The 24,336-nt window shown below is 67.4% G+C and carries 22 protein-coding genes; 19 read left to right on the top strand and 3 right to left on the bottom strand.

Features of this window, described 5'->3' with window-relative positions; genetic code table 11:
• The first annotated feature begins 89 nt into the window (after positions 1-89).
• Positions 90-1,418 carry a class II 3-deoxy-7-phosphoheptulonate synthase gene (locus tag K5L49_RS04675; RefSeq protein ID WP_223695238.1) on the top strand — a complete coding sequence of 443 codons (1,329 nt, stop codon included), beginning with the start codon at positions 90-92 and terminating at the stop codon, positions 1,416-1,418.
• Positions 1,419-1,509: 91 nt separating this feature from the next.
• Here the strand turns inward: K5L49_RS04675 and pknB are convergent, their stop codons facing one another.
• On the bottom strand, positions 1,510-3,420 hold the full coding sequence (gene pknB, locus K5L49_RS04670) for a Stk1 family PASTA domain-containing Ser/Thr kinase (RefSeq protein WP_223690843.1): 1,911 nt from the start codon (positions 3,418-3,420) through the stop codon (positions 1,510-1,512).
• A gap of 91 nt (positions 3,421-3,511) precedes the next feature.
• A complete protein-coding gene (locus tag K5L49_RS04665) occupies positions 3,512-4,633 on the bottom strand; it encodes a LysM peptidoglycan-binding domain-containing protein (protein WP_223690842.1) in 1,122 nt (373 codons plus the stop codon).
• 150 nt (positions 4,634-4,783) lie between these two features.
• Here K5L49_RS04665 and K5L49_RS04660 point away from each other — a divergent pair, with 150 nt between their 5' ends.
• A complete protein-coding gene (locus K5L49_RS04660; protein WP_223690841.1) occupies positions 4,784-5,125 on the top strand; it encodes an Rv2175c family DNA-binding protein in 342 nt (113 codons plus the stop codon).
• Between the two features lie 16 nt (positions 5,126-5,141).
• Here the strand turns inward: K5L49_RS04660 and K5L49_RS04655 are convergent, their stop codons facing one another.
• Complete coding sequence (locus K5L49_RS04655; protein WP_223690840.1) at positions 5,142-6,260, bottom strand: polyprenyl synthetase family protein; 1,119 nt, start codon at positions 6,258-6,260, stop codon at positions 5,142-5,144.
• Between the two features lie 76 nt (positions 6,261-6,336).
• On the opposite strand from K5L49_RS04655, the gene K5L49_RS04650 reads away from it, so the two are divergent.
• From K5L49_RS04650 to K5L49_RS04570, 17 genes are all read left to right on the top strand, one after another.
• On the top strand, positions 6,337-6,732 hold the full coding sequence (locus tag K5L49_RS04650; protein ID WP_223690839.1) for a DUF3040 domain-containing protein: 396 nt from the start codon (positions 6,337-6,339) through the stop codon (positions 6,730-6,732).
• A 238-nt stretch (positions 6,733-6,970) separates the two neighbouring features.
• Positions 6,971-7,402, top strand: coding sequence for a division/cell wall cluster transcriptional repressor MraZ (gene mraZ / locus K5L49_RS04645; RefSeq protein WP_223690838.1), 432 nt, complete (start codon positions 6,971-6,973; stop codon positions 7,400-7,402).
• Positions 7,403-7,506: 104 nt separating this feature from the next.
• A complete protein-coding gene (gene rsmH, locus K5L49_RS04640) occupies positions 7,507-8,460 on the top strand; it encodes a 16S rRNA (cytosine(1402)-N(4))-methyltransferase RsmH (protein WP_223690837.1) in 954 nt (317 codons plus the stop codon).
• Complete coding sequence (locus K5L49_RS04635) at positions 8,457-9,098, top strand: hypothetical protein (RefSeq protein ID WP_223690836.1); 642 nt, start codon at positions 8,457-8,459, stop codon at positions 9,096-9,098. Before rsmH ends, K5L49_RS04635 begins: the two co-directional genes overlap by 4 nt.
• Before the next feature lie 19 nt (positions 9,099-9,117).
• Positions 9,118-10,866: a peptidoglycan D,D-transpeptidase FtsI family protein gene (locus tag K5L49_RS04630; protein WP_223690835.1), complete on the top strand. Its 1,749-nt coding sequence runs from the start codon at positions 9,118-9,120 to the stop codon at positions 10,864-10,866.
• Positions 10,867-10,877: 11 nt separating this feature from the next.
• Positions 10,878-12,422, top strand: a complete 1,545-nt coding sequence (locus K5L49_RS04625; RefSeq protein ID WP_223690834.1) for a Mur ligase family protein — start codon at positions 10,878-10,880, stop codon at positions 12,420-12,422.
• On the top strand, positions 12,422-13,846 hold the full coding sequence (locus K5L49_RS04620; protein WP_223690833.1) for a UDP-N-acetylmuramoyl-tripeptide--D-alanyl-D-alanine ligase: 1,425 nt from the start codon (positions 12,422-12,424) through the stop codon (positions 13,844-13,846). Before K5L49_RS04625 ends, K5L49_RS04620 begins: the two co-directional genes overlap by 1 nt.
• Positions 13,843-14,955 (top strand): phospho-N-acetylmuramoyl-pentapeptide-transferase, encoded by a 1,113-nt coding sequence (gene mraY, locus K5L49_RS04615; protein ID WP_223690832.1) that lies wholly within the window; start codon positions 13,843-13,845, stop codon positions 14,953-14,955. The genes K5L49_RS04620 and mraY overlap by 4 nt, the downstream gene beginning before the upstream one ends.
• On the top strand, positions 14,952-16,481 hold the full coding sequence (gene murD / locus K5L49_RS04610) for a UDP-N-acetylmuramoyl-L-alanine--D-glutamate ligase (protein WP_223690831.1): 1,530 nt from the start codon (positions 14,952-14,954) through the stop codon (positions 16,479-16,481). The genes mraY and murD overlap by 4 nt, the downstream gene beginning before the upstream one ends.
• A complete protein-coding gene (gene ftsW, locus K5L49_RS04605) occupies positions 16,447-17,712 on the top strand; it encodes a putative lipid II flippase FtsW (protein ID WP_223690830.1) in 1,266 nt (421 codons plus the stop codon). The genes murD and ftsW overlap by 35 nt, the downstream gene beginning before the upstream one ends.
• Positions 17,709-18,776: a UDP-N-acetylglucosamine--N-acetylmuramyl-(pentapeptide) pyrophosphoryl-undecaprenol N-acetylglucosamine transferase gene (locus tag K5L49_RS04600; RefSeq protein ID WP_223690829.1), complete on the top strand. Its 1,068-nt coding sequence runs from the start codon at positions 17,709-17,711 to the stop codon at positions 18,774-18,776. The genes ftsW and K5L49_RS04600 overlap by 4 nt, the downstream gene beginning before the upstream one ends.
• Before the next feature lie 55 nt (positions 18,777-18,831).
• Complete coding sequence (gene murC, locus K5L49_RS04595) at positions 18,832-20,241, top strand: UDP-N-acetylmuramate--L-alanine ligase (protein ID WP_223690828.1); 1,410 nt, start codon at positions 18,832-18,834, stop codon at positions 20,239-20,241.
• Positions 20,242-20,324: 83 nt separating this feature from the next.
• Positions 20,325-21,341: an FtsQ-type POTRA domain-containing protein gene (locus K5L49_RS04590; protein ID WP_223690827.1), complete on the top strand. Its 1,017-nt coding sequence runs from the start codon at positions 20,325-20,327 to the stop codon at positions 21,339-21,341.
• 156 nt (positions 21,342-21,497) lie between these two features.
• Positions 21,498-22,676, top strand: coding sequence for a cell division protein FtsZ (gene ftsZ, locus K5L49_RS04585; RefSeq protein WP_223690826.1), 1,179 nt, complete (start codon positions 21,498-21,500; stop codon positions 22,674-22,676).
• Positions 22,642-23,343 (top strand): YggS family pyridoxal phosphate-dependent enzyme, encoded by a 702-nt coding sequence (locus tag K5L49_RS04580; protein WP_223690825.1) that lies wholly within the window; start codon positions 22,642-22,644, stop codon positions 23,341-23,343. The genes ftsZ and K5L49_RS04580 overlap by 35 nt, the downstream gene beginning before the upstream one ends.
• Positions 23,344-23,408: 65 nt before the next feature.
• Positions 23,409-23,918, top strand: a complete 510-nt coding sequence (locus tag K5L49_RS04575; RefSeq protein WP_223690824.1) for a cell division protein SepF — start codon at positions 23,409-23,411, stop codon at positions 23,916-23,918.
• A 68-nt stretch (positions 23,919-23,986) separates the two neighbouring features.
• A complete protein-coding gene (locus tag K5L49_RS04570; protein ID WP_223690823.1) occupies positions 23,987-24,280 on the top strand; it encodes a YggT family protein in 294 nt (97 codons plus the stop codon).
• Positions 24,281-24,336 lie beyond the last annotated feature (56 nt).

The following is a 24,336-nucleotide window of genomic DNA, read 5'->3' as shown; positions in this document are numbered from 1 at the left end:
TGGCGTGTGCGAGTCGTATCGCGCGCCCTGAACTGAGCGGACGTCCTGTGCTAGACACCACTGATCCCGTCGTGAAGGCTGACGAATCTGTGATCGCGGGCCTGGACTATTGGCGCACCCTCGAGGTGAAGCAGCAGCCGCACTGGCCTGATGCGGATGCCGCGGCCGCCGCGTCGGCCGAGATCGCCTCGCTGCCGCCCCTCGTGTTCGCAGGTGAGGTCGACCAGCTGCGCGATCGGCTCGCGCTTGCGGCAGAGGGCAGAGGTTTCCTGTTGCAGGGCGGCGATTGCGCCGAGACGTTCGCCGGTGCGACCGCCGACCAGATCCGCAACCGGGTCAAGACGGTGCTGCAGATGGCGGTCGTCCTCACCTACGGTGCCTCGATGCCCGTGATCAAGATGGGCCGGATGGCCGGGCAGTTCGCCAAGCCCCGTTCCAGCGACACCGAGACCCGAGGCGGTGTGACGCTTCCGGCGTACCGCGGCGACATCGTGAACGGCTTCGATTTCACGCCGGAGTCGCGTCAGGCCGACCCGCGCCGGCTGGTGCAGGGTTACCACACCGCCGCTTCGACGCTGAACCTCATCCGGGCGTTCACGCAGGGTGGTTTCGCCGATCTGCGTCAGGTGCACAGCTGGAACCGCGGCTTCGCCGCCAACCCGGCCAACCAGCGCTACGAGGGTCTCGCCAAGGAGATCGACCGCGCCATCAAGTTCATGGAGGCGGCCGGCGCCGACTTCGACGAGCTGAAGCGCGTGGAGTTCTACTCCAGCCACGAGGGTCTGCTGATGGACTACGAGCGGCCGATGACGCGGATCGACTCGCGCACGGGCACGCCCTACAACACCTCGGCGCATTTCGTATGGATCGGGGAGCGCACGCGCGACCTCGACGGGGCGCATGTCGATTTCCTTTCGCGGGTGCGCAACCCGATCGGCGTGAAGCTCGGCCCGTCCACGACCCCCGAGACGATGCTGCAGCTCATCGACAAGCTCGACCCGAATCGCGAGCCGGGTCGGCTCACCTTCATCACGCGCATGGGCGCGGGCACGATCAGGGATGCGCTTCCCCCGCTGCTCGAGGCCATCAAGTCGGCCGACGCCACCCCGCTGTGGGTGACCGATCCGATGCACGGCAACGGGCTGACGACGCCGACCGGGTACAAGACCCGCCGGTTCGACGACGTCGTGGACGAGGTCAAGGGCTTCTTCGAGGCGCACCGTGCCGCAGGAACCCACCCGGGCGGCATCCACGTCGAGCTCACCGGTGACGACGTGACGGAGTGCCTGGGCGGTTCCGAGCACATCGACGAGGCCACGCTGGCGACGCGCTACGAGTCGCTGTGCGACCCCCGCCTCAACCACATGCAGTCGCTGGAGCTCGCGTTCCTGGTGGCCGAGGAGCTCGCCGCCCGCTGATCACAACATCGTGGGCAGAATGAGAATCGCCGTGTGATCGTCTGATCACACGGCGATTCTCGTTGCGGACTGAGCGCGTGGCTTCGGCGAATCAGAAGCCCGCGAAGTTGATTGTGATGGTGGAGCCTTTCGCGACCATCTCGCCCGCTGCGGGGCTGATCTTGGAGACGACGAAGGCCGAGGGGGCCACATCGGCGATCGCACTGTATTGGAGGTCGAACCCGGCGTCTTTGAGAGCCTTCTTCGCGACATCCCAGGTCTTGCCGACGACGTCGGGTACCGCCACCGGTTCCGGACCCTTCGAAGTCTCCAGCAGCAGGGTGTCGTTGGGCTTCACCGGCCCGCTGCCCTGGGGCTGCGCGGAGATGACATCGCCTTTCTCGACGGTGTCGCTGTAGTTCTGCGGCCCGTTCGCCACGAGCAGGTGCACCGCTTGCAGCGCGCTGGTGGCGTCGGCCACGGACTTCCCGGCGACGTTCGGGATAGCGCCGACCGATTCGACGAGGGCGACCGTGCGTCCCTCGAACGACTTACCGCCGCCGGAGACGTCGGTGCCGTCGGAGGTCGCGGCCGAGATCACGGTGTTGGCCGGGATCTTCGCATCGAATTGCTGCGCGACATCGCCGACCTTCGCGCCGGCCTTGACGATCGCAGCCTTGGCGTCGGCGAGCGACATGCCGGCGAGGACCGGTAGCGTGATCGGTTTGGGGCCCTGGGAGACCCGGATGGTCACGATGCTTCCTCGGTTCGCCGAGGCTCCCGAGGCCGGATCGGTGCTCGACACCAGCCCGGCGGCGATGGTGGTGTTGTACTCCTGGCCCTGTTTGGTCTCGAATCCGAGCTGCGTGAGCGTCGTGGCCGCGACCGCGGGGGTCTTCGACGAGAGGTCGGGGATCTGCACGGTCGAGCCCGGCCCGGAGCCGAAGTACCATCCGGTACCCCCGGCGACCCCGGCGAGCACGAGGACGAGAGCGAATAACCACCAGCCCTTCGTCCGCCGCCGTTTTGCCGTAGCGGTGAGGGTGGTCAGGGTATCCGGAGCGCTGGCGGCGACCTGCTGACGGATGGCGGGGTTGATGATCTGGGTGTCGCCCTCGTTCACACCCGGCCCGAAGGCCGGCGGGAGCACCATCGTGGGATGTAGTGCGCCGGTCTCGCCGCGGATCGCCTTCTCCGCCTCGATGAGACGGTCGAGCATCTCCCGGGCATCGCGGGGGCGCTGGTCGGGGTCTTTGGCGGTCGCCCAGAGCACGAGGTCGTCCAGTTCCGGGGGAACGGCGGGGTTCTTGCTGCTCGGCGCGGGCACGGCGTCGTTCGCGTGCTGGTAGGCGATCTGCATCGGCTGCTCGCCCTGGAACGGCTGTTCACCGGTGAGCATCTCGAACATCATGATGCCGAGCGCGTAGATGTCGCTGCGCGCATCCGCGACGCCGCGGGTCACGAGCTCGGGGGAGAGGTAGGCGATCGTGCCCAGCAGTGCCTGGCCGGTCGCGGTGTTGGCGCTCGCGGCGCGGGCGAGCCCGAAGTCGCCGATCTTGATGCGCCCGTCGTCGGCGAGCAGCACGTTCTCGGGTTTGAGGTCGCGGTGCACGATGCCGGCCTTGTGCGCCGCGGCGAGACCGCTCAGCACGGCCTCCATGATGTCGATCGTCTGCTCGGAGGTGAGCTTGCCGTAGTCCTTCAGCAGATCGCGCAGGGTGATGCCGGGCAGGTACTCCATGACCAGGTAGGCCATATCGGAGTCTTGGCCTTGGTCGAAGACGTTCACGACGTTCGGATGCGCGAGGCGCGCGGCCGAGCGGGCCTCCTGCACGAACCGGCTCTTGAACGTGCTGTCGTCGGCGAGGTGGCCGTGCATCACCTTGATGGCGACCCGGCGTTCGAGGCGCAGATCGGTCGCCAGGTAGACGGTGGCCATGCCCCCGCGGGCGATCCGCGAGCGCACCTGATACCGGCCGTCGATCAGACGTCCGATCAGGGGGTCGGTTTGGCTCGTGGTCACGTGTCGAGTTTAGAGAACAGGAGCGGCGCGAACCCTGCAAAACACCGTGAAGTGCGGCGCTGTGATCGCCTTGTGATCATGGTGGGCCGGCTCAGCCGAGCTGGGCGAGCCAAACGCGAGCGGACGCCTCCCATTTGGCGTAGGCATCCGGGTATGCCGAGATCTCGACGGCCTGCGCAGCCTGAGTGACGCTCAGTTTCGTCCAGCCGGGGATGTCGAGCAGGCCGCGGGTGCGCCCCGGATTGGGATTGTTCGGGCCTCCGAAGAAGGCGCGCGCCGCGTAGTGCGGGTCGAGGATCTGGGCGGGGCTTCCCCATCCGGTGCTCGGGCGTTGCTGGAACAGTCCCAGCGAGTCGCGGTCGCCGTACTGCACATTGCGCACGCCGGACTCTTGCGCAGCCGCGGCGAGGGCTACGACGATCCCGAAGTCGCCGACGCCCTCCTGCCGGCCCACCTGGATGATCACGGCGGCGTTCGCCCGCATCTCGGCGGTGAGCGCGACCACGGTGCCCGTCGAAGGAACGGGGACGGGGGCCGGCGCGACCGGGGCCGCGATCGGAGTCGAGGCGTGCGGTGTGTCGAGGGAGGCGGTGGCGAGCCCGGGGATCGTCACGAGTTGACCCGGGAAGATCAGGCTGGAGGAGGAGAGCCCGTTGGCGCTGAGGACGGCGCTGGTCGGGACGCCGAACCGGCCGGCGATGCCGCTGATGGTGTCGCCGGAGACCACTTTGTACTTGGCGGACGACGGCGCGGGAGTGCTGGGCGCCGGCGCGGCGGGCGCGGAGGAGGTCGCGCCCGTGAGAGCGAGGACTTGGCCGGGGAAGATGAGGCTCTTCCAGCTCAGGCCGTTCAACGCGAGCACGCTCGCGGTCGACAGTCCGAATCGGCCGGCGATGCCGCTGATCGTGTCCCCGGTTTGCACGGTGTACCGGGCCGGGGCGCCGGCGATGGTCGTGAGGGCGGGGGAGGTGGTCGGGGCGGAGGTGAGGTTGACGCGCGTGGTTCCGAGCGCATCCGGGGCTTTGTCTTTCGAGCGTTCGGAGTCGCGGTGCGGCGGCGTGGTCGCCTGGGCCGGAGAGACGAGCGAGAGGGTGATCGCGATGGAGCTGGCGATGGCGAGGGGAACCGTGGCGAGCACGGAGCGCGCTGTGCGACGCGCCGGCTGCTCAGGCCGGTGCCGGGCGACTCGCGGCTCGGTGTCGAGCACGGACATGCGACCCCCGCCTTTCGATTACCTGCGAGCCTCAACGCTGGCACAGAACGTATAAGGAGTCAACTACTGTGACCAATGTGATTTGAGTTAACACGATCGTAACAATCGAACCCGCTCCCGGCCGGCGCTCGGACATGACAGGCTAGGGGTGTGACTGAGCAAGCCGCAGCCGAAGACTGGCTGACAATCCCCGATCTCGTCGACATCCTCGGTCTCGGGGTGAGCCGGGTCCGCCGCCTGATCGAAGACAAGCACCTCGCCGCCAAGCGGGTCGACGGTGTTCTGAAGGTTCCCGCGTCGTTCGTCCGTGACGGCGAACCCCTCAGCGAACTGCGGGGCACGCTGATCGTGCTCGGCGACGCTGGATTCGACAATGATGAGGCCGTCGACTGGCTCATCGGCCAAGAAGATGTGCTCGGTGCTTCGCCGATCGAGGCGCTGCGCGCCGGACGCAAGGCCGAGGTGCGCCGGGTGGCGCAAGCTCTCGCCTGATTGAGGCCTGCGCCCCTCAGGATGCGCGGCGAGTGACGGTGACCGCGAGCTCCCGGAGCTGCGCCTTCGCCTGAGACCCCAGAGGTGCGGCGTCGATCGCGTCGATCGCCCTGGCCACGTTCGCCGCGATGATCGCCTCGACCTTGTCGACGGCACCGCTGTCGCGGATGGTCATCTGGAGGGTCTCGATCTGCTGGTGGGTGAGCGTCGGATCGCCGAGCAGCTCGTCGAACGCCGACCGGGCGCCGCCGGGGAGCGCCTCGCGGGCGAGGGCGACGAGCACCGTGCGTTTGCCCTCGCGCAGATCGTCCCCGCTCGGTTTGCCGGTGACCTCCGCGTCGCCGAAGACACCGAGCAGGTCGTCGCGCAGCTGGTACGCGATCCCGAGCGGCAGACCGAACGCCCTCAGGGCTTCCAATTGGCCGATCGTCGCCCCGGCGAGGGAGGCGCCGATGATCAGCGGCGCCTCGATGCTGTATTTCGCCGACTTGTAGATGATGACGCGCTCCGCGCGGGCGAGCTGATCGGTGTCGGGCTGGCTGCTCCAGCCGATCTCTTCGAAGATGTCGAGGTACTGGCCGGCCGTCACCTCCAGGCGCATCCTGTTGAACTCGGTGCGGGCGGCGCGCCGGGAAGCGGCGCTCACGAGTTCGCCGAGTCCTTCGTCGAAGAGTTCGTCGCTGAAGATCAGCAGGAGGTCGCCGAGCAGGGTCGCCGCCCCCGTTCCGAACGACGTGGCCGATCCCTGCCAGGCGTTCTGGGCGTGCAGCCGCTCGAAGCGGCGGTGGGCAGAGGGGGCTCCTCGACGGGTGTCGGAGTTGTCGATGATGTCGTCGTGCACGAGCGCGGCCGCGTGGAACACCTCGAGGGCGCTCGCCACAGACACGACGGCGTCGAGGGCGCCGCCCGGTGAGACCCCGGCGTCTTCGGGGGCGGAGCCGGAGGAGCGCACCGCCTGCCAGCCCCAGAAGCAGAACAGTGCACGGAATCGCTTGCCGCCGCTGAGAAAATCCCGGGAGTAAGCCTGGATCGGGGCGAGTTCGTCGGCGATGGAGACGAGAATGGAGGAGCGTGCATCGAGGAATCCATCGATTCTGGTCTGGATCAGGTCGACGAACCGAATGCTTTCTGACACACGCCTAGCCTAGCCATCGCGGCGGGACTAGAATCAGCTTCATAAGGCCTTGAACCCGAGAAAGAGGGGGAAACGGATGCCGCTTTCGGAACACGAGCAGCGCCTCCTCGAAGAGATGGAGCGCAGTCTCTATCAGAACGACGCAGATTTCGTCGCTACGGTCGGAGCCCGACGGGGTAAGACCCCGTACCGCTCGGTCGTTCTCGGCATCCTGATCGCCGTCGTCGGCATCGGCGTTCTCATCACCGGTGTCTTCCTGCCCATCGCCGTCGTCAGCACGATCGTCGGCGTCGTCGGTTTCATCGTGATGTTCCTCGGTGTGCTGCTGGCCATCGCACCGGGCAAGCGCGCGGGTGGCGCTCCGGATGAGCCGCAGCAGGGGGCTCCGGCCTCCGCTTCGAAGCCGGCCCAGGCCGGGTTCATGCACAAGCTCAATGACCGCTGGGACAAGCGCCAAGACGGGCAGGGCTAGTACTCCCTTCCGCTCCACCGGAGCGGGTTTCTCGGGTCGATCTTCGGATCGGCCCTTTTTTTGTGCCCTCTTGCTGCCATCCTGATCCACTTTCCTCCACCCCGAAAAGCCTTGATTTTTCGGGGCCTTTTGTCACCCATTCGCGTTAAAACAATGCAAATGAGTGCAATCGTGGATGGTTGTGGAGTAAAGTGGAGCCACACCGCAACCTTGGCCGGAAGAGTGGGGGGAGTCACCGATGTTCCTCGGTACCTATGCCCCCAAGCTCGACGAGAAGGGGCGCATCATCCTGCCGGCCAAATTCCGGGATGAGCTCGCCTCCGGCATCGTTCTGACCCGCGGCCAAGAGCACTGCGTCTATGTCTTCAGTCAGCGTGAGTTCGAATCGCTGCACGAAAAGATCCGCCAGGCGCCGGTGACCAGCAAGCAAGCCCGTGACTATCTGCGCGTGTTCCTCTCCGGGGCGAGTTCGGAGGTTCCGGACAAGCAGCACCGCGTCACGGTGCCGCAGACGCTCCGCACCTACGCGGGACTCGATCGCGACCTGGTCGTGATCGGTGCAGGAAGCCGCGCCGAGATCTGGGACGCACAGGCCTGGGAGACCTACCTGGCCGAGCAGGAAGCAACATTCGCCAACACCACCGAGGAGGTGATTCCGGGACTCTTCTAGCACCTGGCGCCCGACTCCCAGCCATTCGCCGCCCTGACACACTTCCCCGGTGCCAGGTCGGAATGGATGGGGATCAGGAATCAGGAGCCCGATCCCGTCGCATCATGACCGATGACAAGATCCACACCCCGGTGCTCCTCGAACGCTGCATCGAACTGCTCGGCCCGGCACTCCAGGCGCCGGGGGCCGTCGTGGTCGACGCGACACTCGGTATGGGCGGGCACGCTGCCGGTCTCCTCGAGCGGTTCCCTCAGATCACCCTGATCGGTCTCGACCGGGATCCGGATGCGCTGGCCATCGCCGGTGGCAGGCTCGCCCCCTTCGGCAACAGAGTGCACCTGGTGCACACCGTGTACGACGGAATCCTGGAAGCGGTGCAGGGCCTCGGCTACACCGAGATCCAGGGTGTGCTGTTCGACCTCGGCGTCTCGTCGCTGCAGCTCGACCGGGTGGAACGAGGCTTCTCCTACTCGAAGGATGCCCCGCTCGACATGCGGATGGACGCGACGAGCGACCTCACAGCCGCCACCATCCTCGCCGAGTACAGCGAGGCGGAGCTGCGGAAGATCTTCCGCGACTACGGCGAGGAAAAGCTCGCGGCGCGCTACGCGCAGAAGATCGTGGAGGCGAGGGATACCCGTCCGTTCGTCCGTTCGGCCGAACTCGTCGATGTGATCACCAAGGCCACCCCGGTCGCCGTGCAGCGGCAGGGGCATCCCGCCAAGCGAGTGTTCCAGGCGCTGCGAATCGAAGTGAATCAAGAACTGTCGGTGCTCGAACGAGCGATTCCGGCGGCCATCGACGCTCTCGCGGTCGGTGGCCGCATCGTCGTCGAGGCCTACCAATCGCTGGAGGACCGCATCGTCAAGCGCGAACTTCAGGCCCGGTCGGTCTCGAGCGCGCCGCCCGGACTCCCGGTGGAGCTGCCGGAGCACCGCCCGGAGCTGAAGCTGTTGATCCGTGGCGCCGAACTGGCGAACGACGACGAGAAGGCGGCGAACCCGCGGGCGACGCCGGTGCGTCTGCGCGCGGCCGAGCGAGTGAGGAGGGCCTCGTGAGCACGAATCTCGCTGAGAAGCGTCCGGCGGTCGGCTGGGTGGGCCGAACCGCGCCCCGGCCCGCCGAGGAGGAGCGTCCGAGTCATCTCGAGGTCGTCTCCACCCGGGTGCAGCGTCGGGCGCGGCCGCGTGCGGTGTACGCGATCATCGCCATCGGCACGCTGCTGGGGATCGTCGTCGCACAGCTCCTGCTGAGCATCGCCCTGTCGCAGGGGGCCTATCAGATCAACTCGCTGCAGAACAAGCAGACGGAGCTTCAGCGCTCGTACCAGGCGGCCTCGGAGGATCTCAACCGCATCGCCTCGCCGCAGAATCTCGCGGCGAATGCCAACTCCCTCGGCATGGTGAACAACAGCAATCCCGTTTACCTCCGTCTTTCCGACGGGGCCGTCCTCGGCGCCCCGATCCCGGCGAGCGGATCGGCGGGTACGGTCACCGGCGGTCAGGGCAACCTCGTGCCGAACTCGCTGCTGGCGGGTGTTCCGCTCGCCGTCCAGGCCGGCACGAACGGGAAGACCGGGGCGGCGGCCACGACGGGTCAAGCTGGGAATTCGGGCAGCACGAGCGTGCCGACCAAGGCGACGCCGCCGCCGACCGTACCGTTGGAGGGAGCGTTGCCCACTCCGGTGACGCGCTGACGACGGGACGAACTCGATCGTGATCACGAGAAAGACGATGCGCCGCCGCACGGCGGTGACGATGGTGGCGGTGGCCGCGACGGTGGGGATCCTCGGCGGCAAGCTGGTCGACATCCAGGTGGTGCACGCGGCTCAGTTGCAGAAGGAGTCGGTGAACGCCAAAGAGGTCGAGACGACGCTCACCGGTGTTCGCGGAAGCATCGTGGACGCCAATGGCACTGTTCTCGCCGACACGGTGTTCCGCTACACAGCGAACCTCTCACCGTCGGACGCGATGGCCGGCGGCAGGGCGGGGATGATCAAGGCGGCCGACAAGATCGGCGCAATCACCGGGCAGGGCGGCGCCGCGATCGTCGCCATCATCGACAACGCCCTCAAAGAGAACCCGAAGTCGAAGTACGCCGTCGTCAAGACCGGCATGGATGTCGGGACCTTCGACAAGCTCGACGGTCTTCCCTACCCGTGGCTCACCTTCCAGAAAGTCGCCGCGCGCACCTATCCGAATGGGGCCGTCGCCGGTCCGCTGCTCGGATTCGTCTCGGGCGCGGGGGAGCCGCAAGCCGGTCTGGAGGACAGCGGGAACGCCTGCCTCGCGGGCGAGAACGGCAGCGAGACCTACCAGCGCGGCGCCGACGGCGTCGCCATCCCCGGCAGCACGGTCGTGCAGAAACCGGCGAAAGACGGTGGAACGCTGAAACTGACGATCGACAGCGATCTGCAATGGTTCGCCGAGCAGACACTCGCCCAGCAGACAGCAGCGGTCGGAGCCAAGTTCGGCTTCGTGACCGTCGCGGAGGCCAAGACGGGCAAGATCAAGGCGATCGCGCAGTGGCCGCCGCTCGATCCGAACAACATCGATGCCACGGCGCCGGAGTACCGTGGACTCCTTCCGTTCAGCACCCCGTACGAGCCCGGCTCGACCTTCAAAGCGCTCACGGCGAGCATGCTGATCGACCAGGGAAAGGCGACGCCGACCACGCAGGTCCTTGCGCCCTACACCTTCAAATCCGGCAATGGCGCGGACCTGCACGATTCGGGGTATCACGACCCCGAACGGCTGACTCTCACCGGCGTGCTCATGCAATCCTCGAACACCGGCATGTCGATCCTCGGCCAGCGTCTCAACGACAACACCCGCTACGACTTCCTGAAGAAGTTCGGCATCGGCGAAGACACCGGGATCGATTTCCCCGGACAGTCCTCCGGCATCCTCCACCCGGTCAGCGACTGGGACGACCAGACCAAGTACGCCACGATGTTCGGGCAGGGCGTTTCGGCCACCCAGGTGCAGATGGTGAGTGCCTACCAGGCGCTGGCGAACAACGGCGTGCGAGTTCCGCTCACGCTGGTGGAGGGCTGCAAGCAGGCCGACGGCAAAGTCACCGATGTACCCAAGCCGAAGTCGACGCAGGTCGTGTCGGCCGCCGCCGCCAACACGACGCTCGGAATGATGGAGAGCGTCGTCACCGACGGTGAACTCTCCAAACAGCTCCAGATCCCCGGTTACCGCATCGCGGCCAAGACCGGTACCGCCCAGCAACCGGACGGCAAAGGCGGCTACCTGCCCTCGTACTACGTCTCCGTGATGGGTGTGGCTCCGGTCGACGATCCGCAGTACGTCGTTTCGGTCAACCTCGGATACCCGACTACCATTACTTCGTCGGCAGCCGCCGCTCCGCTGTTCCACACGATCATGAGCCAGGTGCTGAAGACCTTCCGGGTGAAGCCGTCGACGACCAGCCCGGCCGACTACCCGCCGTTCTACTGAAAGTGAGCCCCGTGACAGGACCGGCGCCTTCTTCTCTGCGCCCCGAGCATCCCGTCGCCCGACCGCTCGCACAGCTGGTGGCGGAGTTCGGGCTGGACAGCCGTGGCGATCTCGATGCCGTCGAGGTGACCGGTGTCGCCCTGGCGACGACGGCCGTCGAACCGGGCGACCTCTACGTCGGCGTGCCCGGGCGCAATGCCCACGGCGCGAGCTTCGCCGCGAAGGCCGCGGAGGCCGGAGCGGTCGCGATCCTGACCGATGAGGAGGGCGCGGCGCTCGTCGGCGACGCCGAGCTGCCGGTCATCGTCACCCCGGATGCGCGCGCCGCACTGGGAGCGGTCGCCGCCTGGATCTACCGCACCGACGAGAACACCGCGACGCTCTTCGGCGTCACCGGCACCAACGGCAAGACCAGCGTCGTGTACCTGCTGAACGCCATCCTCGGCCAGCTGGGCGTCGTCTCTGGGCTCAGTTCCACCGCCGAGCGTCGCATCGGCGATATGGCCATCACGAGCAAGCTGACCACCCCGGAGGCCAGCGAGCTGCATGCGCTCCTCGCCCGGATGCGCGAAGAGGCCGTGCGTGCCGTCGCGATCGAGGTGTCGGCGCAGGCGCTCAGTCGGCACCGCGTCGACGGCATCGTCTTCGACGTCGTCGGCTTCACGAACCTCAGCCACGACCACCTCGACGACTACGCCGCGATGGACGACTACTTCGCGGCCAAGCTGGAGCTATTCCAGCCCGATCGCGCCCACCGCGGGGTGATCACGGTCGACTCCGATTGGGGACGGTCGCTGGTGGAACAGTCCCGCATCCCGATCGCCACCCTCTCGACCTCGGCCGGCGCCGACGCCGAATGGGTGATGACGGTGACGGAGGAGACCGTCGACAAGACGGGGTTCGTGCTCGAAGGGCCGGACGGCCGCCGGCTCTCGACGAGCGTCCCGCTTCTCGGTGCCTACATGGCGTCCAACGCCGCCCTGGCCATCGTCATGTTGGTCGAATCCGGCTACGACCTCGATGCCATCGGCGCGGCGCTCGACCGCGACGGCGGCATCGACGCGTTCATCCCGGGTCGCGCCGAGCGCATCTCCGGCGAAGACGGTCCGGTGGTCTTCATCGACTACGGCCACAGTCCCGACGCGTTCCTGTCGACCCTGGGCGCGCTGCGCAAGGTCACCGACGGCAAGATCGTCATGGTGTTCGGCGCCGACGGCGACCGGGACACGACGAAGCGCACCGATATGGGCGCCATCGCTGCCCGCGGGTCGGATGCGGTCGTCATCACCGACTTCCACCCCCGTTGGGAAGACCCGGCCGCCATCCGGGCCACCCTGCTCGAGGGAGCGCGTGGCGCCGTGCCCGACCTGGAGCTCTACGAGGTCGCCGATCCGCGCGCCGCTTTCCGTAAAGCGCTGTCCCTCGCAGGCCCGGGCGACATCGTGCTCTACGCAGGCCCCGGCCACGAGGACTACCAAGAGGTCGCCGGCGAGCGCATCCCGTACTCCGCCCGCGACGACGCCAAGCTCGCCCTGCGAGAGGCCGGGTGGCTCTGATGATCGCACTCACCCTGGCCGAGATCGCCGAGGCGACCGGCGGCGAGCTGCTTCTCGACGGCGACTCCGGTGCGACGCCGGAGACGATCGTGGACGGTCTCTCGACCACCGACTCCCGCGAGGTCGTGCCCGGCACGATCTTCTTCGCCAAACCGGGCGAGGTCACCGACGGTCACCTCTTCGTTCCGCAGGCGGTCGCAAACGGCGCCGCGCTGCTCGTCGTCGATCACCCCGTTCCGGAGAGCGCGCAGGGCGTCGCTCAGCTCGTCGTGACCGACACTGTCGTCGCTCTCGGGGCGTTGGCCACCGAGGTCATCTCCCGAGTGCGCGCCGACGGCCTGCTGAAGATCGTGGGCGTCACCGGTTCGAACGGCAAGACGACCACCAAGAACCTGCTGCGCGCGATCCTGGAAGAGGTCGGCCCGACGATCGCGCCACGCGCCTCGTTCAACAACGAGGTCGGTGCGCCCGTCACCATGCTCGAGGTCACCCGTGAGACGGAGTTCCTCGTGGCCGAGATGGGCGCGAGCGGAATCGGCGAAATCGCCCGGCTCGTGCGCATGGCGCGCCCGGACATCGGCATCGTGCTCAAGGTGGGGCTGGCCCACGCCGGCGAGTTCGGCGGCATCGAGGCGACACTCGCAGCGAAGACCGAGATGGTGAGCGATCTGCTCGAGACGGATGTCGCCATCCTGAACCTCGACGATCCGCGCGTCGCGTCGATGGCCGACAAGACGGCGGCCCGGGTGCTCTGGCTCGGCTTGGACGATCGCGCCGACGTGCGCGCCACCGGGGTCGTCTCGAGCGCGGCGGGAACCGCGTTCGACCTGCACCTGCCGAATGGCGAGACCCGCCCGGTGCACTTCCGCGTGCTCGGCGAGCACCATGTGATGAACGCTTTGGCGGCGGCCGCCGCCGCGCACACGCTCGGCGTCGACATCGACAGCATCGTGGCGGCCCTGCAGACGGTGCAGCGTGCCGAACGCTGGCGCATGGAGGTCTTGGGCGGCGCGAACGGCGTGACCGTCGTGAACGACGCATACAATGCGAGCCCTGACTCGATGGCGGCGGCGCTCAAGACGCTCGCGCAGATCGCGGAGCCGGACGGGCGCACGGTGGCGGTGCTCGGCGAGATGAGCGAACTCGGCGAGTTCTCGGGGGAGGAGCACGATCGTATCGGCCTGCTCGCCGTGCGGCTGGGCATCGACCAGCTCATCGTGGTGGGTCCAGCGGCCCGCCGAATGCACATCTCGACCATCAACGAGGGATCATGGGACGGTGAATCGCTGTATTTCGAGACGGCGGACGCCGCATACGATCACCTCGCAACCGCACTGGAATCGGGGGACACCGTGCTGGTGAAATCGTCGAATTCCGCCGGGCTCCGTTTCCTCGGCGACCGACTGGGAGAATTGTTCTCGTGAGGGCTCTGCTGACATCCGGTGCACTGTCGATGGCGTTCACGCTGTTCCTCACCCCCGTCTTCATCCGGCTGTTCAAGAAGCTGCAGTGGGGACAGTTCATCCGCGACGACGGCCCGCAGAGCCACCATTCCAAGCGCGGGACCGCCACCATGGGCGGCATCATCATCATCCTCGGGACCCTGTTCGGCTACTTCGTCGCCCTGCTGCTCACCGGCGACGAGACGTCGGTGTCGGCGCTGCTCGTGCTGTTCCTCATGGTCGGACTCGGCCTCGTCGGCTTCGTAGACGACTTCCTGAAGACCCGCAACCAGCGCAGTCTCGGCCTCACCGGCTGGGCGAAAGTGGCGGGACAGGTGATCGTGGCGACCATCTGGGCCTTTCTCGCGATCAACTTCCCCAATGGGAACGGGGCGACACCGGCCTCGATGAGCGTGTCGCTCATTCGGGATCTGCCCATCGACTTCATGTCGATCACGAAGTTCGGTGCGATCGGCGTCATCGTCGGATACGGCCTGTACCTGATCTGGATCAACTTCATCGTCGCGGCCGCGTCGAACGGTGTGAACGTGACGGACGGCCTCGACGGGCTCGCCTCGGGCGCGTCGATCCTCGCCATCGGCGCGTACATCATCATCGGGTTCTGGCAGTCGATCCAGTCCTGCACCAGCGACAAGATCGACCCGGCGAACATCGCAAAGTGCTACGCGGTGCGCGACCCGTTCGACCTGGCGATCGTGGCGACGGCCATCGTCGGAGCGGTGGTCGGCTTCCTCTGGTGGAACACCTCCCCGGCGCAGATCTTCCTCGGCGACACGGGCTCGCTGGCCTTGGGCGGCGCCCTCGCCGCGCTCGCCATCCTGAGCCACACCGAACTGCTGCTGCTGCTCATCGGTGGCCTGTTCGTCATCGAGACCGGCTCGGTCATCGTGCAGCGCGCGTACTTCAAGCTCACCAGAGGGAAACGCATCTTCCTGATGAGTCCGATCCACCATCACTTCGAGTTGAAGGGCTGGGCGGAGGTCACGGTCGTCGTGCGATTCTGGATCGTCGGCGGTCTGCTCGTCGCCGCCGGTGTCGGCAGCTTCTACCTCGAATGGCTCTCGACATGACCGAGCCCGCCGACCGCCTCGCCGGCCTCACGAGCTGGCATTCGGATTGGCGCGGCCTCCGCGTCGCGGTGTACGGCCTCGGCGTGACCGGGTTCTCGGTCGCAGACACTCTGGTGGAGCTCGGCGCCGAGGTGCTCGTCGTCACGGCGAAAGCCGACGAGGAGCGGGCGATGCTGCTGGCCGTGATCGGCGCGCAGCTTCTCGAACAGCCCGAACTGGATACCCCACCGGACCGCCTGACGGCCTTCGATCCGCAGCTGGTGGTCGTCTCGCCCGGCTTCCACCACGATCATCCCCTGCTCACCTGGGCGCAGGAGCGCGGCACCGCCGTCTGGGGTGACATCGAGCTCGCCTGGCGTCTGCGCGACAAGGTGGGAACGCCGGCCGACTGGATCGCGGTGACCGGGACGAACGGCAAGACCACGACCGTGCAGCTCACCGCGACGATGCTCGTCGCGGGCGGCTACCGGGCGGCGCCCTGCGGCAACATCGGGATCCCGGTGCTCGACGCCGTCCGCGATCCGCACGGCTTCGACGTGCTCGTCGTCGAGTTGTCGAGCTACCAGTTGCACTGGGTGAACCGCAACGCCGGAGGCGAGCTCTCGCCGTATTCGGCCGCCTGTCTCAACATCGCCGACGACCATCTGGACTGGCACGGCTCGCTCGACGCCTACCGGGCGGCGAAGGCCAAGGTTTACACCGGGACCCAGGTGGCCTGCGTCTACAACCGGGCCGACCCGGCAACCGAGCACATGGTGCAGGAGGCCGAGGTGCTGGAGGGCGCCCGGGCGATCGGCTTCGGTCTCGATGTGCCGGGGCCGAGCGACTTCGGGATCGTCGACGGCATCCTCTGCGACCGCGCCTTCCTCGAAGACCGCTTCACCAGCGCGATCGAGCTGACCACGATCGATGAACTCCGCGAGGCCGGTCTCGCCGCGCCGCATGTGGTGGCGAACATTTTGGCCGCCGCCGCGCTCGCGCGTTCCTATGGCGTCGAGCCCGGTGTGATCCGGGATGTGCTGACCGCCTTCCGTCTCGACGCTCACCGTATCGAGCTGGTCCGGATCGAGGCGGGTGTGAGCTGGGTCGATGACTCCAAAGCCACGAACCCCCACGCGGCGGACGCCTCGCTGCGCGCGTACGACTCGGTCGTCTGGGTCGCCGGTGGTCTGCTCAAAGGCGTCGAGATCGACGAGATCGTGAAAAGGCATGCCGCACGGCTGCGCGCGGTCGTCCTGATCGGGGTCGATAGGGAGGCGCTGCGCTCCGCATTCGCACGACACGCCCCCGACCTGCCCGTGTACGAGGTCGACGCCGACGAAACTGAAGATGTCATGCCGACGGCGGTGCGATTGGCCGGCGAGGTCGCTCAGACGGGAGACACCGTTCTCCTCGCACCGGCGGCGGCGTCGATGGACCAGTTCGCCGACTACGCAGAGCGAGGCCGCCTCTTCCAGGCGGCCGTCAACGAGTTCTTTGGAGGTGAGGCGGATGACCAGTCCGCCTCGCGCCCCGGAGACGGCTAAGGTCTCCTCCCGGCTCGGCGGGTTCACCTCGCGCATCTCGCTCGGCAAAGCCATGCAGGCCGAATCGGCCAACTATTTTCTGCTGCTCGGCATCACGCTGTTCATGGTGGTGTTCGGGCTCGTGATGGTGCTGTCGTCGTCGTCGGTCGAGTCCCACAACGACACCGACAGCTTCTTCTCGCGGTTCTGGTCGCAGGGCGCGTATGCGCTGATCGGACTGCCGTTGATGTTCGTGGTCTCGCGCCTCCCGACCCGGTTCTGGAAGAAGACCATCTGGGTCTTCCTCGCGGCCGCCTGCTTCCTCCAGGTGCTCGTGCTCATCACGCCGCTCGGCATGGAGATCGGCGGCAACCGCAACTGGTTGAAGGTCGGTTCCCTCACGCTCCAGCCGTCCGAAGCCATCAAGGTCGCGCTCGTGGTCTGGCTCGGCGTCGTCCTGGCGCGCAAGAAAGACATGCTCGATCGCTGGAAGCATGTCGTCGTCCCGGTCGTGCCGATCGCGGGCGGCGCCATCCTGTTGGTGGTGCTCGGCGGCGACCTCGGCACGACCGTGATCATGGCCGCGATCGTGCTCGGCGCCCTGTTCTTCGCCGGTGTCAGACTGCGCCATCTCGCGGTGGGCTCCGGCATGGTCGCTGTGCTCGCCATTCTCGTCGCCCTCTCGAGCAAGAGCCGGATCGGCCGCATCGCCGCGCTGTTCGGCGGCACGAGCGCCACCAACCCGGATGTGAACTGGCAGATCGACAACGGCTTCTACGCGCTCGCCTCCGGGGGCGTCTGGGGTGTCGGTCTCGGCAACTCGCACTCGAAATGGTCCTGGCTGCCGGCCGCCGACACCGACTTCATCTTCGCGATCATCGGCGAAGAACTCGGGCTCATCGGCGCCGTCGTCGTCCTCATCCTCTTCGTGCTGCTCGCGATCGTCTTCCTGCGCATCATCCACGCCTCCAACGATCCGTTCGCCCGCGTCACCACGGCCGCCATCATGGTGTGGCTGATCGGCCAGGCGTTCGTGAACATCGCGGTCGTGCTGGGGGTGATCCCGGTGCTCGGGGTGCCGCTCCCACTGATCTCTGCAGGAGGAACTGCGATGATCAGTTCCATGGTCGCAATCGGAATCGTACTGTCCTTCGCCCGGGAGACCGGCAGAGCTGCGCGCGAGGAGAACTCCGTACCCTCGGTCGCCGCTCGCCGCAGCTCGGCTGACTCCCGCATCGGCTCCGACGCATGACGCGGTACCTTCTCGCCGGCGGGGGAACCGCCGGCCATGTGAACCCCCTGCTCGCTGTCGCCGATCGGCTCCGCCGCGACGACCCGCAGGCCGAGGTTCTCGTGCTCGGAACGAAGGAGGGGCTGGAGGCCCGGCTGGTGCCGGACCGCGGTTACGAACTCGCCACGATCCCGAAGCTGCCGTTCCCGCGCAGGCCGAACAGAGCGGCGCTGCGATTCCCCGGCGACTACCGCCGATCCATCGCGACGGTGCGCTCGCTCCTGGAGGAGCGGGGGATCGATGCGGTGGTCGGCTTCGGCGGCTACGCGTCGGCGCCGGCGTATTCGGCGGCCCGCAAGGCCGGAGTACCGCTCGTTCTGCACGAGGCGAACGCCAAGCCCGGGCTCGCGAACCGTTTGGGCGCGCGCTACACGCCCCATGTCGGGGTGGCTTTCCCCGACACCAACCTCCCGCACGCCCGTTTCGTCGGCATGCCACTGCGGGTCGAGATCGAGCAGCTCGATCGGGTGGCATCCCGACCCGAGGCACTCGCCCTCTTCGACCTGGTGGACGACCGGCCCACCCTGCTCGTCACCGGCGGCTCCCTCGGTGCGCGGCGGCTCAACCGCACGATCGCGGACCGGGCGACCGAGCTCACCGCGGCCGGTTACCAGGTGCTGCACATCCAGGGCGGCCGCGGCGAGCTGACCGACCCGGGGATCGAGCACTACCGGTTGCTGGACTACTGCGACCGGATGGATCTGGCATTCGCCGTCACCGACTTCGCCGTCGCTCGTGCGGGGGCCGCGACGGTCTGCGAGTTCGCTGCTCTCGGCGTGCCTGCCGTTTACGTGCCCTTCCCCGTCGGCAACGGCGAGCAGCGGTTCAACGCGGCCGGAGTCGTCAACGCGGGCGGGGGCATCCTGATCGACGATGCCAGATTCCTGCCCGGCTGGGTCGACGGCGAGCTCCTGCCCCTGCTGGCCGACAGCGACCGGGTCGCCGGCATGGGGGAGCGGGCCGCGAGCGTCGGCGTGCGCGACGGTTCGGACCGGATGGTGTCGCTCATCCGAAGCTCGCTCTAGGGCGCGTACCGTCATACTTGATGGTGCCGTTCACCCGACAAGGAAAGCAGTACTCGTGATCAAACCCGACCCCACCCTGACTCTGCCCGACGACCTGGGTGCCGTGCACTTCGTCGGCATCGGCGGTTCGGGCATGAGCGGCATCGCCCGGTTGTTCCTCGCGGCCGGCCACACGGTCACCGGTTCGGATGTGCGCGAATCCTCGAACGTGCAGGCCCTGCGCGAGCTGGGGGCGACGATCGCGATCGGCCACGACGCGGCCAATGTGGGCGACGCCGACACGCTCGTCGTCACCGGTGCGCTGTGGCAGGACAACCCCGAGTACCAGCTCGCGCTGCAGAAGGGGCTGCCTGTGCTGCATCGCTCGCAGGCACTGGCCTGGCTGATCAGCGGCAAACGTCTCGTGTCGGTAGCGGGCGCACACGGCAAGACGACGTCGACTGGAATGGTGGTCACCGGCCTGCTCGGTCTCGGGGAGGACCCGAGTTTCGTCAACGGCGGGGTGATCGAATCCCTCGGCACGAGTTCCCAGGCCGGTAGCGGCGAGCTCTTCGTCGTGGAGGCCGATGAATCGGACGGCTCATTCCTGCTCTACGACACCGCGGTGGCGTTGATCACCAATGTCGACCCCGACCATCTCGACCACTACGGCTCGCTGGAAGCGTTCGAGAAGGCGTTCGTCACCTTCGCCCGTGAGTCGAGCGAGTTCGTCGTCGTCTCCTCCGACGATGCCGGGGCGACGCACGTCACCGGAAAGCTGCGCGAAGAGGCCCCCCAGAAGCGCATCATCACCTTCGGTGAGGCCGAGGACGCGGAGGTGCGCGTGCACTCGATCGTCACCGAGGGTCCCGTCGCCTTCGCCGTGCGCTATCGGGGTGCCGACTACCAGGCGCAATTGCGCATCCCCGGCCGGCACAACGCCATCAACGCGGCGGGCGCGTTCGCCGTTCTCACCGGGCTCGGATTCGATCCGGCGGCGTCGTTGGCCGCCATCGCCGAGTTCGGCGGAACGGAGCGCCGGTTCGAGTTGCACGGCATCGTCGGTGGCGTGAGCGTCTACGACGACTACGCGCACCACCCTACCGAGGTCGCCGCCGCCCTGGCGGCGGCGCGCACCGTGGTGGGAACGGGCCGCATCATCGCGGTGCACCAGCCGCATCTCTACAGTCGCACGCGCCTCTTCGCGAAAGAGTTCGCCGAGACCCTCGAGAAGTACGCCGACGAGACCGTCGTTCTCGACGTCTACGGCGCCCGGGAAGACCCGGAGCCCGGTGTGACCGGTGCCCTGGTCGCCGACCGGTTCGAGCATCCGGACCGGGTGGCTTTCATCGCCGATTGGCAGTCCGCGGCCGATCACACGGCCGAGATCGCCCGTGACGGCGACTTCGTGATCACTCTCGGCTGCGGGGACGTCTACCGCATCGTTCCCCAGCTCCTCGAATCGCTCCGCCGCGTGCGCGGCTGACGCCGCCCTCCGGTATGAAGCGTCCCCAGGGGTTCGATCGGCCACCCGCGCCGACGCTGCCACCCGCGCGGCCGCCCGCTGCGGTGCCTCCCGCCGATCGGTCGGAGCGGGGGCGGCCCGAGCCGGTCGATGAGCACCTGACCGAGCCGATCCCGCTCGAGCGCGGATCGATGCCCGTCGGGATGCCGACCGCGACACCGACCGCGAAGGCGCCGAAGCCTGACAAACCGGCACGGCCAGGTCGCACAACCCGGGCCGGATCCTCGTCGACCGCTCCGACGGCCGGCGACGCCCGTTTCGAGGAGGTCTACGCCGGGCTCCCGACGAACCGGGAGATCAGCCGGTCGCTTCGTGAGGCGCGCAAGGAGCGTTCGAAGGTGGAGCGCGGCGAGGTCCGGCGCTTCACCAAGCGCTCCCGTCGGCGCCGGATGGTGTGGCTGACCAGCGCCGGCGTGCTCGTGGTGCTCGTGCTGGGTGTCGTGCTCACGGCGTTCTCCCCGCTTCTCGCTCTGCGCACGATCGAGGTGACCGGAACGTCGCGCATCGATGTCGCAGCGGTGAAGAAGGCGCTCGATGATCAGCTGGGCAGACCGCTGCCGCTCGTCGACCCGGCAGCGATCCGCTCCGACCTTTCGGCGTTCCCGCTCATCCGCAGCTACAGCGTCGAGAGCCATCCGCCGAACACCATCGTCGTGCGCATCGTGGAGCGACAGCCGATCGGGGTTATTGCGGTCGGCGGAAAGTTCGCATTGGTCGACGCGGCGAAGGTGACGATCGCTACCACGGCGGCGCGTCCGGGCGAATACCCGCTGATCCAGGCTTCCGGGGCCGCGCAGGAGTCTGACGCGAAGTCGGGTTTCGCTGCTGCGGCGAGCGTCCTGGATGCGCTTCCGGCCTCCTTGCTCGCGCAGGTCGACACGATCACGGCTGCGACGAAGGACGATGTGGCCTTCACGTTGCGCGGGAACGGTGCGAAGGTGGTCTGGGGGAGCGCAGACGACTCCGACCTCAAGGCCGCCGACCTGGCCGCGCTCCTCACGAGCGCTGCCGGAGCCAGGCTGTACGACGTCTCATCTCCGCACAGCGTGACCACAGGATGAGGCTCGTCGGGGCCCGGTTCGACACGGACTTTTCCGACACGCCTTGTTCCTGACGGCAGGGCGGGCATGCCGCACCTAACGTCGAATCAGGAATTGCATACTGAGCATAACTTTAAGCCTCGACTTGAGGTTGAAGGTTCCCAGCGGAGGCCGGACGTGACATCAAACCAGAACTACCTCGCCGTGATCAAGGTCGTCGGCATTGGCGGTGGCGGCGTGAACGCCGTCAACCGGATGATCGAGCTCGGGCTTCGCGGCGTCGAGTTCATCGCCATCAATACGGATGCGCAAGCGCTCCTGATGAGCGACGCCGACGTCAAACTCGATGTGGGCCGCGAGATCACTCGTGGGCTCGGAGCAGGAGCCGACCCGGAAGTCGGCCGACGCGCCGCCGAAGACCACGCTGAAGAGATCGAGGAAGCCCTCGCGGGCGCCGACATGGTCTTCGTCACGGCCGGTGAAGGCGGCGGCACCGGAACCGGTGGCGCCCCGGTGGTCGCCCGCATCGCGAAGTCGATCGGTGCCCTCACCATCGGTGTCGTCACGAAGCCGTTCGGCTTCGAGGGCAAGCGACGTTCCGAACAGGCCGACGCCGGTGTCCAGCGTCTGAAGGAAGAAGTCGACACCCTCATCGTGGTGCCGAACGACCGGCTCCTGGAGATCAGCGACCGCGGCATCAGCATGCTCGAGGCGTTCTCGACCGCAGACCAGGTGCTGCTCGCCGGTGTGCAGGGAATCACCGACCTCATCACCACGCCCGGGCTCATCAACCTCGACTTCGCCGACGTCAAATCGGTCATGCAGGGCGCCGGAAGCGCGCTCATGGGCATTGGATCGTCCCGAGGCGCCGACCGTGCGATCAAGGCGGCCGAGCTGGCCGTGGCCTCGCCACTGCTGGAAGCGAGCATCGACGGTGCTCACGGTGTGCTGCTGTCGATTCAGGGCGGCTCCAACCTCGGGATCTTCGAGATCAACGACGCGGCCCGCCTCGTGCAGGAGGCCGTGCATCCCGAGGCGAACATCATCTTCGGTGCCGTCATCGACGACACCCTCGGCGACGAGGTGCGCGTCACCGTGATCGCCGCGGGGTTCGACGGCGGAGAGCCCAACTCGGCCAAGCAGGCGCTCGACACCCGCCGCTCGACCTTCGTCGAGGCCGGCAGCGAGGAGGGTGCGGCTCTGGCCAGTACCGCCGCCCTCGACGCGGAAGACATCCCGTCTCCGTCGACCGACGCGTGGTCGAGCGCCGAAAGCCCCGTGACCGAGACCGCCCCCAAAGACCCGGCCTTCGACGACGAGAATGACGACCTCGACATCCCCGACTTCCTCAAGTAGTCCACTGGACGAGCGGCTCGCGGCCGTCCGGGCCGGCATCGCGGATGCCGCCCGGGCAGCCGGGCGCGCACCGGAGGAGATCACCACGATCGTGGTGACCAAGTTCCACCCCGCCTCGCTCGTGCGCGAGCTCGCCGAGCTCGGCGTGCACGACGTCGGGGAGAATCGTCACCAGGAGGCCCAGTCGAAGGCCGAGGAACTCCACGACCTCGACCTGCGGTGGCATTTCGTCGGACAGTTGCAGAGCAAGAAGGCCAGACAGGTGCGCGGCTATGCCGACGTCATCCACTCGGTCGACCGCAGCTCGCTCGTCGAAGCGTTGCGCTCCGACGACGGCGACCTCGACTGCTTCGTGCAATTGAACCTCACCGACGACACGGCACGCGGTGGCGTCTCCGACCGGGATCTGGAACCGCTGGTCGAGCGCATCCTGGACACTCCGGGGCTGCACCTGCTCGGCGTGATGGCGGTCGCCCCACTCGGCGAGGAGCCGCGGAGGGCATTCGAGCGTGTGCGCGAGGCCAGCGCACGGGTGACGACCCTGGCCCCGTCGGCCGACATGATCTCCGCCGGCATGTCGCAGGACTACGCCGCCGCCATCGCCGAAGGAGCGACACACCTTCGCATTGGCACCGCCATTACCGGGAATCGGCCGCCGCACGGTTAATCTCGAAGAGAAAGTTCGTAGTGCGTGCGAAAGCGTCGGCGCACAGGTCTACACGGAGGATTCGAATGTCCAACCCGCTGAAGAAGACGATGGTCTACCTCGGCCTCGCCGACGAAGAACTCGAGTACGACGAGCAGCAGAGCCCGCAGCAGCCGCAGGCTCAGCCGCGTCAGGCTCCCGCTCCCGTCGCCCCGGTTCCCCACCCCACTCCGGTCGCCCCCGTGGCCGGACGCGCCCCGGTGACCCCGCTGCGCAAGTCCAGCTCCGCACGGAATGCTTCGGTACAGGAAATGAACGAGATTCTCACGGTCCACCCCCGCCAGTACCGCGACGCCCAGGCGATCGCCGAGTCGTTCCGCGAGGGCATCCCCGTCATCATCAATCTCTCGCAGATGAGCGAAGGCGACGCGCGTCGCCTCATCGACTTCGCCAGCGGACTGTCGCAGGGGCTCTACGGGAAGATCGAGCGGGTGACCCCCAAGGTCTTCCTGCTGTCCCCGTCGCACGTCGTCGTCTCCGGTGAGCACGGCGGTCAGGATGCGGACGTCGACGCCTCGTTCTTCGCTCAGGGCTGACCCAGAGACTCCGGTGAGCGCACCGTCCCGGTCAAGGGGACGGTGCGCTTTCCCCCATACTTAACCCCGTGTCTGTCGTCTCGATCGTCGCGAGTATCGCGTACTACATCCTGCTCCTCTACTTTTTCGTGATGTGGGCGCGTTTCGTGCTCGATCTGGTTCGCACGTTCAGCCGCTCCTGGCGGCCGCGTGGATTCGGGCTGGTCCTTGCTGAGGCGGTCTACGTGGTCACCGACCCGCCGATCACGTTCTTCCGCAGGATCATCCCCCCGCTTTCGATGGGACCGATCGCGATCGATTTCGGTTGGAGCCTGACGATGCTCATCGTGATCATCGGCATGTACGTGCTCTCTGCGCTTTAGCTGAGAGTCGCGGCGCAGCAGACGAACGACCGGGATGTAAGGTTGACGAGCCAATG

Origin of the sequence: Leifsonia poae (assembly GCF_020009625.1) — a bacterium.
Taxonomy (GTDB): Bacteria; Actinomycetota; Actinomycetes; order Actinomycetales; family Microbacteriaceae; genus Leifsonia; species Leifsonia poae_A.
Note: the sequence above shows the minus strand (reverse complement) of the source record. Positions and strands in the feature narration are given on the sequence as shown.